This window comes from Labilithrix luteola, from assembly GCF_001263205.1.
Taxonomy (GTDB): Bacteria; Myxococcota_A; Polyangia; order Polyangiales; family Polyangiaceae; genus Labilithrix; species Labilithrix luteola.
On sequence record NZ_CP012333.1, the window covers coordinates 10,488,139 to 10,501,743 of the forward strand.

The 13,605-nt window shown below is 65.9% G+C and carries 9 protein-coding genes; 6 read left to right on the top strand and 3 right to left on the bottom strand.

Going from position 1 to position 13,605, the window contains the following annotated elements; translation table 11 throughout:
- Positions 1 to 10: 10 nt before the first annotated feature.
- Complete coding sequence (locus tag AKJ09_RS45270) at positions 11 to 1,555, bottom strand: phospholipase D-like domain-containing protein (protein WP_205633967.1); 1,545 nt, start codon at positions 1,553 to 1,555, stop codon at positions 11 to 13.
- A gap of 242 nt (positions 1,556 to 1,797) precedes the next feature.
- On the opposite strand from AKJ09_RS45270, the gene AKJ09_RS45275 reads away from it, so the two are divergent.
- Positions 1,798 to 2,556 (top strand): glutathione S-transferase N-terminal domain-containing protein, encoded by a 759-nt coding sequence (locus tag AKJ09_RS45275; protein WP_146654073.1) that lies wholly within the window; start codon positions 1,798 to 1,800, stop codon positions 2,554 to 2,556.
- Between the two features lie 44 nt (positions 2,557 to 2,600).
- Positions 2,601 to 3,296, top strand: a complete 696-nt coding sequence (locus AKJ09_RS45280) for a hypothetical protein (RefSeq protein ID WP_146654074.1) — start codon at positions 2,601 to 2,603, stop codon at positions 3,294 to 3,296.
- A gap of 33 nt (positions 3,297 to 3,329) precedes the next feature.
- Here the strand turns inward: AKJ09_RS45280 and AKJ09_RS45285 are convergent, their stop codons facing one another.
- Entirely contained in the window at positions 3,330 to 6,989 is a 3,660-nt protein-coding gene (locus AKJ09_RS45285; protein WP_146654075.1) for an efflux RND transporter permease subunit, read from the bottom strand.
- A 5-nt stretch (positions 6,990 to 6,994) separates the two neighbouring features.
- Positions 6,995 to 8,104 (bottom strand): efflux RND transporter periplasmic adaptor subunit, encoded by a 1,110-nt coding sequence (locus AKJ09_RS45290; protein ID WP_146654076.1) that lies wholly within the window; start codon positions 8,102 to 8,104, stop codon positions 6,995 to 6,997.
- Positions 8,105 to 8,375: 271 nt separating this feature from the next.
- Between AKJ09_RS45290 and AKJ09_RS45295 the strand changes: the two genes are divergently transcribed.
- From AKJ09_RS45295 to AKJ09_RS45310, 4 genes are all read left to right on the top strand, one after another.
- Entirely contained in the window at positions 8,376 to 9,800 is a 1,425-nt protein-coding gene (locus tag AKJ09_RS45295) for a hypothetical protein (protein WP_146654077.1), read from the top strand.
- Between the two features lie 249 nt (positions 9,801 to 10,049).
- A complete protein-coding gene (locus AKJ09_RS45300) occupies positions 10,050 to 10,796 on the top strand; it encodes a CoA transferase subunit A (RefSeq protein ID WP_146654078.1) in 747 nt (248 codons plus the stop codon).
- Positions 10,793 to 11,464 carry a CoA transferase subunit B gene (locus AKJ09_RS45305; protein WP_146654079.1) on the top strand — a complete coding sequence of 224 codons (672 nt, stop codon included), beginning with the start codon at positions 10,793 to 10,795 and terminating at the stop codon, positions 11,462 to 11,464. Before AKJ09_RS45300 ends, AKJ09_RS45305 begins: the two co-directional genes overlap by 4 nt.
- Positions 11,465 to 11,589: 125 nt before the next feature.
- Positions 11,590 to 13,587: a PAS domain-containing sensor histidine kinase gene (locus tag AKJ09_RS45310; RefSeq protein ID WP_146654080.1), complete on the top strand. Its 1,998-nt coding sequence runs from the start codon at positions 11,590 to 11,592 to the stop codon at positions 13,585 to 13,587.
- Positions 13,588 to 13,605 lie beyond the last annotated feature (18 nt).

Sequence of the window (13,605 nt, forward strand, 5' to 3'; positions counted from 1 at the left end):
CCGAAGCACTTCATGAAGTGGACGATGGCTCGTCGGCCGAGGACCGACGTCTCTCGATCGTCGCGACCTGGCGCCTCGAGGCATCTTCGGGATCGAGGTAGTCGCCCGCGAGCTCCTTGACGACCTTCGCCAGCGCACTCGGCGGTTCGCCGGTGGTGCCGTGATGACGAAACTTCACGAGGCCACGCGCGATGGCGCGATCGATTCGCGCGACGAGCCCTTCGGGACTGCCGAGGAGATGCTGTTCCACGAGCTCTCCGAGGTGCTCGCTCATGAGGCGTTTGCGCGCGCGCTCGATGGCCCCTCGAACCTCTCCGTCCCCATCGTCTGCGAACAGGCTGACGTTGACCTCCGAATCGATCGTCATGCTGCGGTTCGTGAGATTCGCGGAGCCGACCGTGAAGAACCGGTCGTCGACGATCATCAGCTTCGAGTGGATGTACACGAAGACGTCGTCTTCGTCGGCCTCGCTTCGTTCGGACGACTCGGCCGCCGCTACGTTGTACACGCCGAGCCCCTGCCCCGCCTCGCGAGCCACCGCCCGCAACGCGTCGATCACCTCGGCCTGCGCAGGACCGATCGTGAGCTCCTCCTTCAGGCTCGACGGGCGCCTGGGCAGGACGATGATCACGTCGAGCGCGGGCCGCGTTGCATCGCGCAGCCGCGCGACGAGGGCGTCGCGAACGGCGGCGGAGGTGAGGTACTGCGTTTCGATGTACACGAGCCGTTCGGCTTCGCGAATGGCGCTCACGTAGAGGTCGCGAATCTCACGCGAAGGCTCCGGACCCCCGCCAACGGGCACCGTGCGCGAGAGCGCGACCTTCGTGCGCGGCATCCGCAGCGTGGTCGGAACATGCCGAGGGTCGAGCCCCCCTGCCCGGCGATCGATGAGCGCCTCGGCGTCGAGCGCTTCACCCGTCGCGTGCGCCCATCGCTCGACGAAGAGCTCGACGAGCGACTCGGCGGGAGCACCGGGCAGCAGCATCTGGACTTCGTGGTACGGCGCATAGAGCTCGCCGCGCGCGGAGCGTCGCGGATCGTGCGCAAGATGGGTGGAGGCGTCCCAACGCGATTGACAGAGATCAGCGCTGCCGGTGAAGGCAACGCGTCCGTCGACGATGGCCACCTTCTGGTGATGCGAGCCAGGCGAAGGCACGGTGGCGTCGTACTTGAAGTGGAATCGATCGCACGTGACCACGTCGAAGACGACCTTCTGGAGGATCTCGCGTTCGAGCGCGAAGACCACGCTGTGGTCCCACGCGAGAATCCTCACTTCGAGGTCCGGTCGTTCGCGGCAGAGGCGATCGAGCGTGCGCAGCAGGCGGAAGTCTCGACCGTTCGCGCCCGGCGGGAGGTCTTCGCCTCGCACGAGCTCGACGTCACTGTCGAACTGCCAGCCGAGCAAGAGCACGCTCCGCCTCGCCCTCTGCGCAGCTTCGTAGAACGCCACATAGTAATCGTGCGCGTCGACGAGCAATCCCGAGCTCACGTCGGGATGGATTCGCCAGGCACCGGCTTCAGGAATAGGCGGAAAAGGCTGGTCGGAACGCGTCACGGCTCGAGGCGCACGAAGCAGCTTTCGCGCCGAGCATGGCATTCCTGCGTGTCTTCACGTCTCCGCGCGGATTCGCGCCAGCGTCGTTCGCGGCCGGATTGTCACGTGCACCGACGAGCGAGACATTCGATCTCGCCCGTACGTAGCCCGACGTATCGAATCTCGACGGTCACGCAAGAACACCAGGTAGAGCGCCAAGAAAAGCGCCGCCGTGCTCGGGGACGCGCGAGACTGCGAAGGAGATGACGACCTCCGGACTCATCCTCGTAGGAGAGGGATTCTCTCCGTGGACGGAAAAAGCACGATGGGCGCTCGACCATCATCGGATCCCCTATCGTTACGAGGAGTACACGCCGCTCCTGAGCGAGCCCTGGCTTCGGCTTCGCGCGCGCCGCACCCGCGGCGCGATCAGCGTGCCGTATCTGCTGGGCCCGGGCGGCTTCTCGCTGGGCGATTCGTTCGCCATTGCCCAGGAAGCCGATCGGCGCGGACGCGAAGAATGCCTCGTGCCGCTCGACCTCATGCCGGACATCACCGCGTGGAACGAGCGCGCGGAGCGACTCATGCGCGCGGGACGGTCGCGCATTCTCGAGCAGACCGAGCAGCGCAAGGACGTCCAGCTCGAGAGCCTGCCCCAAGAGCTTCCTCGTGGGATTCGCCGCGTCCTCACACCGACGGTCCGCGTCGGCACGGCCTATCTCCGGAAGAAGTACGCGGTGCGCGTCGTGCCGGACGAGGAGCTTGAGGTGGAGCTCGCCGCGGTTCGTGCCGCCATCGCGGGCGATCCGTCCAGAGCGCTGCTCGGACGCTTCACGTTGGCCGACATCGCGATGGCGAGCGCACTTCAAGCCGTGCGACCCCACGCAACGCAGCCGGTGGGCCTCCTCTCCGCGCAGCGCGCCGCGTGGGAACGCCGAGAGCTGGCGGCACGCTGGGAGGACGTCCTCGCGTGGCGTGACGCGATGGTCACGAAGCGCCCCTCCCCGGTAGCGGCGCCGTAGGAGCTTGCAGGCGCCTCGCCCCGGGCTATACAGCGTGGCTCGGCATGTCGAACGACGACGCGGTGGAAGACCTCGAGGCGCTCTGGGGAGACGCCGAGCCGTGGCAATCCATCGTGCCCTCTGACTGCCTGCTCGTTCGCGCAGACGAAGAATGGTTCGGAGCAGCGGGACGGTTCCATCGAACGCGGACGGTCGACTTCGCGAAGCTGATCGGCGCGTCCGAGCTCGAAGCGCTTCGGAGCGAGGCGTTGGAGAGCGCAGCGCGGATCGGCTTTCGCGCGGAGGCGGGGCGCGAGGAAGGCCTCCTCGAACGCGGCGCCGCGTTGCTTCGGATCTCGGTCGTCTCGGAGCCCGTTCTCGCGGCCGTGGGCATCGCCGCCGTGCTGCGGCTCGAGCTGCGAGAGGACAGCACGGCCACTCCATCGTTCGGGCCTTCGACGCTCGCCGGCACACTGCTCGGCAAGCGCCTCCGCGTGACCGCGGCCCCGTCACGGAGCCGACGTGAGCGCTTCTATTCCCTCCAAGGCATGCTCGCCGAGGAGCTGGTCGAAACGTTCGAATACCCGGAGACGGTGGCACCGAGCGTGCTCGATCGGGTGCTCGGAAGCGCCAGAGACGACGCGGGCACGTGGACGTCGGTCTTCGCAGGACCGACGGACCAAACGAGCTTTGCGGTCGAAGTGGCGAGCGTGAACGGCACGTTGCGCGCGGTGCTCACCACCGCCCAGCCTCGCGATTGAAGGGGGCGACTGAAGGGGGTGATTGAAGGAACGTCATTCGGCGGGCGCGCCCGCGCCCGCGACCGTGGGCGGCGGCAACTCGCCCGAATCCTCGCTGGCGTGACCAGCCTCGGGCGCCGAGGGCGCCTCGGGCCAAGGCACGATGCGTAGGTCGAGGACGAAGATCGCGTAGATCACCGGCACGAGCAGCAGCGTGAGGAAGGTGGCAATCGTCAGGCCGCCGATTTGCGCGTAGCAGAGAGGCTCCCAGAGCGGGCCGCCGTGGGAGGCCAGCGGGAAGAGCGCGAACACCGTGGCAGCGACGGTGATGAGCACGGGGCGCAAGCGAAGAATTCCTGCGTCGATGAGCGCGTCGCGAAGGGGCTCGCCCTCGTCGTGCTTTTCTTCGATGAAGTCGAATAAGACGATGATGTGACTGACGATGACGCCAATCAAACTGATGATTCCAAGAAATGCCATGAAACCGAACGGACTTCGCGTCAGAACCAGACAGGCGAGTGCGCCTCCGACGCCATAAGGAATCGCCGCAAACACGATGAAGGGCTTGACCGCACTCTTGAATTGAATGACGAGCGCCACGTAAATCGCGACCACGCTGATCACGAGAACGACGGCGAGATTGGCGAATCCCTTCTTCTGCTCCTCTTCTTCTCCGGCGATCGTGAGGCGATAGCCGGGCGGTAGCTCCGCAGCGAGGGCGTCGAGCTCCTTTCGCACGGAGGCCACGACCTGCGAGGGCAGGATTCCGTCTCTGGGAAACGCCGAGACCGTGATCGTGCGCACGTGGTCGCGACGCACGATCTTCTCGGTCGTCATCGCGTACGATGTGTGCGAAATCTGGCGCAGCGGCACCTGCTGTCCACTCTGGGCGGAGCGCACGTAGAGATTCGGCACGTCGGAGAGCTGCGCGCGCTCGGCGCTCTGCATGCGCGCGAGAATGGGAATCATGCGGTCCCCCTCGCGGAGCTGTCCCACGACACTGCCGTTGAGACCGATCGACGACGACATCGCGACGTCGAGATTCGTGACCCCGGCGAGGTTCGCGCGGTCGGCATCGACCGCCACCTTTACCGAGAAGATGTCGGAGCCCCACGAATCGCGCACGCGCTCGGCGAACGGACTGTTACGGAGAATGGCGCGGGCGCGATCGGCGAAGCTACGCAGGACCGCGATGTCGTCGCCCTGGATGCGGAAAGCCACGGGCACTCCGACGGGTTTGCCGTTCTCGAGCTGGCGGACGTCGACACGCGCCCCGGCGATCTCGCGCGACAGAGCCTCCTGGAGGGGCGCGACAATCTGGTTGGTGTCGTGCTTGTCGGCCACCTCGACCACGAGCTGCGCGTAGTTCGGCTGCTGCATCTCCGGTGTGACCGAGAACCAGAAGCGAGGGCCGCCTCCGCCGATGAACGTCGTGATCGAACGCAGCGTCCGTTCGCCGTGCTTCTTGGGATGCTTCTTGGTCCAGTCGTCGAGGGTGCGCCGGATGACGGCGTCGGCCCGCTGGGCGGTATCGACGGTTGCCCCGATCGGCGCGTCTTCGGGCAGCCAGACGTCGACGTACGAGAGATACGAGAGGTCTTTGGGGAAGAAGGCCTGTTTGAGTTGGCTCGCCAACCCGAAGACGAGCAGCAGCAGGACGACCGACGCACCGAGCACGCTCCAACGATGATCGATGGCCCAGCCGGCGATACGCACGTAGCGACGGCCGAAGCCCTTCGTGCGCCGCTCTTCGAGGGTCGGCTCGTGCTTCGCCGGCCGGAGGAGGTAGTAGCCGAGCAGCGGAACGAACGTCATCGACACGATACGCGATGCGACGAGCGAGCAGGTCAGCACGATCGGCAGCGTGAAGATGAAACGCCCGACGTCTCCGGGAAGCGTCAAGAACGGGAGATAGGCGACGATGTTCGTAATCGTGGCGAAGAGAATCGCGCGTTCGAGCTTCGTCGGGCCGAGCCAGGAGGCGATGATCGGTGGATGTCCCAGTGCCAGCTCGCGCTTGATGGCGTCGCCGGCAACGACCGGATCGTCGACCAGCAACCCTAGGGCGATGATGAGCGACGCAATCGAGATCTGCTGCAGGTCGATCCCCAGCAGATGCATGAAGCCGTAGGTCATGAAGAGCGTCAGCGGGATCGACATCGACAGCACCGCCGCGCTTCGCCATTCCCAGAAGCCGATGAGTGCGACGAGCACCACGAGCACGACGGCCTCGTAGAGGCTCGACATGAAGAGGTCGACGTTCTCGCGAACCTGCCTCGGTTGATCGCTGGTCTTGGCGATGACGAGATCGGCCGGCAAGAGGCCGCGTGCGTCTTTCAGGGCGGAGTCGACAGCCTTGCCGAACGTGCCGATCTGACGGCCCGAGCGCATGAAGACGGCGAGCGTGATGGCGCGCGTGCGGGCATAGCCCGCTTTCGTCTCGAAGGTGAGATCGTTGAGGTAGCGAGGCGGCGTCTGGTAGCCGCGCTCGATGTCGAAGAGATCTCGCAGGTAGACGGGGGCGCCGTCGGGTGTGGTTGCCACCACGACGTCGCCGATCTCGCGCTCGTTGCGAAGCTCACCGGAGGGATCGACGGTGAGTCTCTTGCCCTGCGACTCGACGATGCCTCCCGAGGCCGTGATGTTGCGCGCGCCGAGGACCTTCTTGATCTCCTCGACGCCGCCGGAGAGGCCGTACCCCGTGACTCGCTCCTGCGAATAGTCGAGGAAGATGGCCTCGGGCAGCACGCCGGAGCGCGTGACCTTGGCCACCTCGTCGACGCCCTGGAGACGCTTCTGGAGGCGATCGGTGAACTCGTCGAGCTCACGATGCGAGTAACGCGCGCCGGCGACCGACGCGAGCTTCGCCTCCGTCTCTCCCGGGTCGAAGACCACGATCGGACGCCACACGTCCGGATGAATCTCGGAGCGATTGAGTCGATTCAAGAGAAAGCGCGTGGCGCCCGCGAGGAGCTCGTCTTCGCCACGAGCGGACTCGCCGTCGAGTCCGAGAAAACCTCCCCCTTCGAAGAGCCGCACGTCCTCGGCGATGTGCTGATCCTCGGCATACACGCCGAGCTCGCGAATCACGCGCTTCAAGGGTCGAGGGTCGACCGTCGTCGGGAACGAATAGACCAGCGAGAGCCGTTTGGAGCCTGGTGTGACGGGCCTCGCCGTTTTTCGAACATGCTCGATACCGGATGCGATTTGCGTCGCGCGAAGCTGCACCTCGACGTCCGGCGCCATGGGGCTCGCCACGGTGAGCATGAGCGCGGTCGTGTCGCCGAAGTCCTTGAGGAACTGAATCGGCTGAACGCCCTGCGGAAGATCGGTGAGTGTGTCGAGCCTCAGCTGGATGTCGTCGAACTCCTTTGCCGGCTCTTTCACGGTATCGAGGAGCGTGACGATGACGACGGCCACGCCGGTGCGGGTGGTCGAATCGATGTGCTCGACTTTCGAATTCTCGGCAATCTTGTCTTCGACTTTGCGAGTGACGAGCTCTTCGAGCTTCTCGGCGCCCGCCCCGGGCCACGCCACGATCGCAGCCGCCACGCGAACCGGAATATCCGGATCTTTGCGCTTCGGCATCGCGAAGTACGAATAGATGCCCCAGACCACCGTTGCGACGAGGGCGACCCATGCCACATGCCGGTTCTCGGTGAAGTAGCGCGCGGTGTTGCGGGTATTCGCGATGCGCTCGGCCTCGGACTTCATCGCCTTCACTCCGGGACGACGCGAACGTGCTCGCCGTCGTTCAGGAGAGTCGCGCCCATGGTCACGACGCGCTCCCCCTCCCTCAAGCCGTCCGTCACCAGAACCGCATTGCCAACCACGTCACCGAGCTTCACGTCCTTGAGATGCGCGACGTCTTTGCCATTCACCTGCTCGACGACGAAGGCGGAATAGCCGCGCGGATCGTGCGGTGAGCGAACGACGGCCGTGAGCGGCAGCGCAAGGGCCGCCGGCGGAAGCACTCCTTCGGGCACCACGAGTTTGGCAATCATGCCGACTTTGAGTCGATCGTCATGATTCGGAATCGTCGCCTCGACGTCGAAGACACGGCTCTTCGGATCGGCGCTCGGCGCGATACGCGTGATGGTTCCGAAGAACTGCCCCGGAACCGCATCGAACGAGACGGGGAGCTTGCCCCCGGTCTGAAGCTTGTCGATGAGCACGTCGGGCGCACCGAACACCACCTTGACGCTCTTCGTGTCGGCGATGGTGAATGCCACCGTGCCCGGCGACACGAGCGTGCCGACCTCGACGGCGCGCTTCAGCACCACGCCGTCGATGGGCGACTTCAACGTGCAGTCGGCGAGCGAAATCTCGGCCTCGCGAACCTGCGCGCGCGCCCCTTCCACTCGGGCACGCGACGTGGTGAGCCGCGCGCTCTGCGCATCGAGTTCGACCTTGGCGATGGCGCCGGTAGCCGTGAGCTTCTGCGTGCGATCGAAATCGAGCTGCGCCTGCTTCTGGGCAGCCTCCGCCTCGGCGAGCGAGGCCTGGGCGGCGAGCTTCTTCTGCTGGTAGTCGGTCTCGCGGAGCACGGCGAGCATGTCGTCTTTCGCGACCACGTCGCCCTCCTGAATCTTGCGCGGCCCGGTGACCGATTTGGTCTGCGCGAGCTCTCGCACGTACCCGCCGACCTTGAATGCCACGTCGACGCGCGTCCCGGGTTCGACGGTGCCCGAGTATCTCGCCCCCGAAAGTTGCTCGATCTGCTCGAGCGGCCGCACGCGCACGGGCGTGGGTATCGCTTCGGAGGACTCCTTCCCCGCGCACGCGACGACCCCAACGAGCATCAACACGGGCGCCCACCGTCGTCTCATCGCACCCGCCCAACGTAGGAACGCCAGCCCAACCAGCCAGAGAGACGCCTCTCCGCACACATCGGGCTTCGCTTGTCTCACACGGAATGCGACGACGAAGAGAAACGGGATCTAGTCAGTCGCTCGACCGCGGCGTATTTGCGGAGCCCACGTCGTACGCTGCGCCCTCGATGTCCGGAGACGGAGTTCCGGCAGTCCAGTGCAAGATGAAGAACAAGGTGCTCTCGCTACCGAGCACGAACGGTCTCGACGTGCGAGCCGGGAGTCAGTGATGGGCCAGCGCATCCCGCGATCACTTGCCGTCGTCCTTCCGGCGCTGAGCTGGCTGGGCCTTCTGCAGCTCGGTAGCTGCGGCGCGGCGAGTGACGACTCCCCGGCGCCATCTGATGATGACGGCGTTGCATCGTCCGACGCGTCTTCTGACCGCGAGAGCTCTACGGCTTTCGATGGCTCGCGTGACTCGTCGACCGATGCTCCCTTCCTTTACGGTGGTCCGGAGGGGTGGATTCGCTGGACGGATTACTCGTACGGGTGCGGGTTCTTCATCCCCGAAGCCGAGCAATACTTGCCCGAGCCTATTCGGTGGGAGCCCTGCCCCACCTCGGTCAACGGCGATCCTCTGCCGGGACCCGCCGGCCAGAACTGCCGAAGCATGGTCCTCGACTGGGCTCCGTCGACGACAGGCGACCACATCACGCTCGACGCGGTTGCGGACGTCGACGAGAACGGCAAGGTGTACCTCGCCTTCGGACGCGGCACGGGCGCCAATTACTACCGCATCGTTGCCGAAGCCGACGGGCCGGTGCGGTTCGCACTCTACGAGCAGGGACGCTGCGTGGCGAGTCGCCCGCGCTTGAACGGCGGACACTTCATCTTCCGAACGTACGACGACGCATACGGTGGAAGCTATGCGGGAGGAGCCATCCAAGGAACCGTCGGTGAGCTGCGTCCGGCGGTCCTTCGGCCGCCCGGTTATTCGAAGGACGGCGATCCCGTCTCGACGGACTACGCCCTTGGACCGAATGCTTTCGTCGAGTCGAGAGCAGCTGACGGAATCTACACGTTCCCTGGCGCAAGCTTCGTATCGTGGGTCGTTCAGCCGCCCGAAGACGAAGGGCTCGTGTACGCCGAATACCAATTCCGCGGAGATGATCTCTTTTGGTCCGCAGATTCGTCTGCCTGGGAGTACGTCAAGGTCTGGACGGCCGGCGCTGGGGTCCAAACTCTGATCGGATATGGCACCGATCGGACGCGCTTGGCGGGAGGCTTCGGAACTGACGGCATCGACATGGTCTGGGAAGAAGGCAGCGGCCGGACCGACTTCACGAAGAAGATCTTCCCAGTCGTCGAGACGTGGACTGCCAAGTACACGACCAATCCCGAAGTCGTCCGCGCGACACGTCGACGTGTACGATCGGAGTATCCGCAGATACCAGGCAACATGCACAATGTGGTCGGCTGCGGATACGCGGTTCATTCCGTTCGCACCACCTCGCCGGGCTTGGGCTGGCGCCTGATCCGCCTGTCGGACGGGATGGCGTGGGAGGGTATCGAGGCGCCCGGAGATCGCTATGTCTACGATCGTCCTCTTGCCGTGACGTGCGACGAGATCTTCCTCAGCGGGTTCGTCAACGGGAGGCCGAACATCGCGCGCGTGCGAATCGATTCGCTCGGCCCGGGCACCCCCGCCGACTGACCACGATACAGCTCACCTTGGCGAGAGGTTCGCGCGGAGACCGGCGTCGCTGTCGAGCTCTGCCTCGTTCGGCGTTGCGTCGTCGGCACGGATCGCGAGCGGTTCGCGCAGGAATTGCTGGCTCGCGCACGTGGCACACGGACGATGACGCGGGGTGCCAGATTTGGCGTGAAATTGACGCAGACGAGGGCGGACCGGTGTCCCTACGCACCTTCCCAAGGGCGGCAGGGTCGACTAGGGTTCGCCGCAATGGATAAGGTGATGAAGAGCGCCCGCGAGGCGGTCGCCGACGTCCCGAGTGGCGCGACGATCCTCGCCGGTGGCTTCGGCCTCTGCGGCATTCCCGAGAACTGCATCCGAGCCCTCAGCGAGCTCGGCGTGAAGGATCTCACGTTCGTCTCGAACAACTGCGGCGTCGACGACTTCGGCCTCGGCATCCTTCTGCGCAACAAGCAGATCAAGAAGATGATCTCGAGCTACGTCGGCGAGAACAAGGAGTTCGAGCGCCAGTACCTCTCCGGTGAGCTCGAAGTGGAGCTCTGTCCGCAGGGTACGCTTGCCGAGCGCGTTCGCGCCGGCGGTGCGGGCATCCCCGCGTTCTTCACGCCCACCGGCGCCGGTACGGCGGTGAGCGACGGCGGCTTGCCGCTCAAGTACGCCGCGGACGGCAGCGTCGCGAAGATGAGCCCCAAGAAGGAGCAGCGCGAGTTCGACGGCCGCCAGTACGTCATGGAGCGCGCCATCACGGGCGACTTCGCGATCGTCAAGGCGTGGAAGGCCGACCGCTTCGGCAACCTGATGTACCGCCACACGGCGATGAACTTCAATCCGATGATGGCGACCGCCGGCAAGATCACGATCGCCGAGGTCGAGGAGATCGTCGACGTGGGCACGCTCGACCCCGATCACATCCACACGCCGGGCATCTACGTGCACCGCGTGATCAAGGGCGAGGGCTACGAGAAGCGCATCGAGCGCCGGACGGTGAGCAAATGAGCGAGGCACCCAAGGGACTCTCCCGCGAGCAGATCGCCAAGCGCGCCGCGCAGGAGCTGCGTGACGGCTTCTACGTGAACCTCGGCATCGGCATGCCGACGCTCGTGGCGAACTTCATTCCGCCCGGCGTCGAAGTCGTGCTCCAGAGCGAGAACGGTCTTCTCGGCATCGGCCCCTACCCCAAGGAGGCCGATCTCGATGCCGACCTCATCAACGCGGGCAAGGAGACGGTCACGATGCTCGCCGGCTCGGCGATCTTCTCGAGCGCCGAGAGCTTCGCGATGATCCGCGGCGGTCACATCGACCTCGCCATTCTCGGTGCGATGCAGGTCTCCGAAAACGGCGACCTCGCGAACTGGATGATCCCGGGCAAGATGGTCAAGGGCATGGGCGGCGCGATGGACCTCGTCGCCGCGGCCAAGCGCGTCGTCGTCATCATGGACCACGCCGCGAAGGACGGCTCGCCGAAGATCCTCAAGTCCTGCGATCTCCCGCTCACGGGGCGCGGGGTCGTTCACCGCATCATCACGGACCTCGCGTGCATCGACGTCACGTCCGAAGGCCTCGTTCTCCGCGAGGTCGCCAAGGGTGTGAGCGCACGTGAAGTGCAGGAGCGCACCGAGCCCACGCTCAAGGTGCCTTCCGATCTCACCGAGATGCGCGTCTGAGACCGAGCTGACGCCACGGGCCGCGTCTTTGCGGCACGACGAAGAGCCTTCTCGCCACGCGCGAGGAGGCTTTTTCGTTTCTGTAGCCAATCGGTCGGTGGCTGACGTTGCGCCGTAGGCCGACCGTGGCCAAGTCTGTGAAGGCAGTGATGGTGGCGATGCCGGGCCCCGACTTTCGACTCCTCTTCGAGTCGAGTCACGGCCTCGCGCTCGCCGTCGCGCCACAGGCGCCGTTCCACGTGGTCGCCGTCACCAATGCCTTCGCCGATGCGATTCGGATGCCGCGCGCGGCGATCGTCGGTCGGCCGCTCGCCGAGGTCCGCCGTGAGCTGGTCGACACGGAGGACTCCGCGCTCTTCGATTCGCTCGATCGCGCGGTGGCCTCGGGCGAGTCCGACGCGATGGGCGTCGTGAACCATGGGCGTCGCCATCTCCGACCGATCAACGTGCCGATCGTGCGAGATGGCACCGTCGCCTACCTCCTTCATCGCTTCGACGACGTCACGCTCGTCGAGGACGAGCTGCGTCGAACGCGCGCGCAGCTCACCGATCGCAAAGAGCTGGAAGCTTTCCGCGACCGGGCGTTCGAGCACGTGCGAGGCATCGTCGACATCGCCGAGGAGGCCATCGTCTCGATCGACGAGCAGAGCCGGATCGTTCTCTTCAACACGAGCGCCGAGCGTTGTTTCGGCTACCGCGCTGCCGAAGTCGTGGGGGGCCCGGTCGACATCTTGCTGCCCGAACGCTATCGCCAGATGCACCGTGAGCAGATCGCGGCGTTCGCGGCCGAGACCACCGGCCTCACGGTGCAGAAGCATTCCCGCACCGTGCTCGGCCTGCGAAAGAACGGCGAAGAGTTCCCTGCCGAAGCCGCGATCTCCCGCGTGACCGTCGATGGCCATTCGCTCTTCAACGCCGTCTTGCGCGACGTTACCGAACAACAACGCCTCGAGACCGAAGAGCGATTCCTCGTCGAAGCAGGTGCCACGTTGCTCGCGGAGGCGACTGGCGACGAGACGGCGCTCGCGGGCCTCGGTCGCCTGATCGTCGAACGCTTCGCCGACGTCTTCATGGTGGAGTTCACCTCATCGGAGGGCCCGCAGTCGCGCCTCGTCGTGGAGGCCGAGCGACAGGGAACGTTCGGCGAACACGCGCGCCGCGCCCAGCTGAAGAGGAGCGCGGAGGCACTGATGGCCAAGGTGCGGGGCGACCGCCAGCCGGTCGTCGTGCCCGACGTCACCCCCGGCACGCAGGCACCGGCGCCGTTCCTGGCCCTGCCCTTGCTGCTCCACGGTGAGCTCATCGGCGTGATGGCCTGCATCGGGCGACCGGGCTCGCGTCCTTACGACGAGCGTGACGTGCGCCTCGCCCTGCGCGTCGCCGATCTCGCGGCTCTCGCCGCAGACAATGCTCGACTCCACCAAGCGACGCGCCTCGCCGTGCTCGCGCGCGACGAGATCGTCGGCATCGTCGCGCACGACTTGCGAAGCCCGCTCAGCACCATCCTGCTCGCATCGAGGCTCTTGCGACGCCCGGGGACGGAGCCGGAGCGGCGCAGCAGCCGCAACGTGGAGCTCATCGAGCGGTCGGCCGCTCGCATGAATCGCCTCATCGAAGATCTGCTCGACGTCGTGCGCGTCGACTCGAAGAGCCTCACCGTGAAGCGAGAGAAGCTCGCCACGAACGAGCTCCTGCGGGAGATCCTCGACGGCCATCGAACCGCGGCGACGGCCGCCAAGCTCGACCTCGTCCTCGAATGCGCCACGAACCTCCCGCCCGTCTGCGCCGATCGTGACCGCGTTTTGCAGATCTTCGACAACCTGATTGCCAACGCGATGAAGTTCACCCGCCCAGGGGGGCGCATCGTGCTCGGCGCCTCACCGCGTGAATCGGAGGTCGTCTTCTCCGTGGCCGACACGGGCATGGGCATCACCGCGGAGAGCCTGCCTCACGTCTTCGATCGCTTCTGGCAGGCGCGACGCGAAGATCGACGCGGGGTGGGCCTCGGGCTTCCCATCGTCCGCGGCATCGTCGAGGCCCACGGCGGCCGGATCTGGGTCGAGAGCCAGGCCGGGACGGGAACCCGCTTCGCCTTCACGCTCCCGCGCACGCCCGACGCCTGACGCGCCTGACGACTGAGC

Bases quoted from the DNA above. Each gene is read 5' to 3' on its own strand.
- AKJ09_RS45275 (WP_146654073.1), top strand. From the start codon at position 1,798: ATGACGACCTCCGGACTCATCCTCGTAGGAGAGGGATTCTCTCCGTGG.
- AKJ09_RS45280 (WP_146654074.1), top strand. From the start codon at position 2,601: ATGTCGAACGACGACGCGGTGGAAGACCTCGAGGCGCTCTGGGGAGAC.
- AKJ09_RS45285 (WP_146654075.1), bottom strand. From the start codon at position 6,989: ATGAAGTCCGAGGCCGAGCGCATCGCGAATACCCGCAACACCGCGCGC.
- AKJ09_RS45290 (WP_146654076.1), bottom strand. From the start codon at position 8,104: ATGAGACGACGGTGGGCGCCCGTGTTGATGCTCGTTGGGGTCGTCGCG.
- AKJ09_RS45295 (WP_146654077.1), top strand. From the start codon at position 8,376: ATGGGCCAGCGCATCCCGCGATCACTTGCCGTCGTCCTTCCGGCGCTG.
- AKJ09_RS45300 (WP_146654078.1), top strand. From the start codon at position 10,050: ATGGATAAGGTGATGAAGAGCGCCCGCGAGGCGGTCGCCGACGTCCCG.
- AKJ09_RS45305 (WP_146654079.1), top strand. From the start codon at position 10,793: ATGAGCGAGGCACCCAAGGGACTCTCCCGCGAGCAGATCGCCAAGCGC.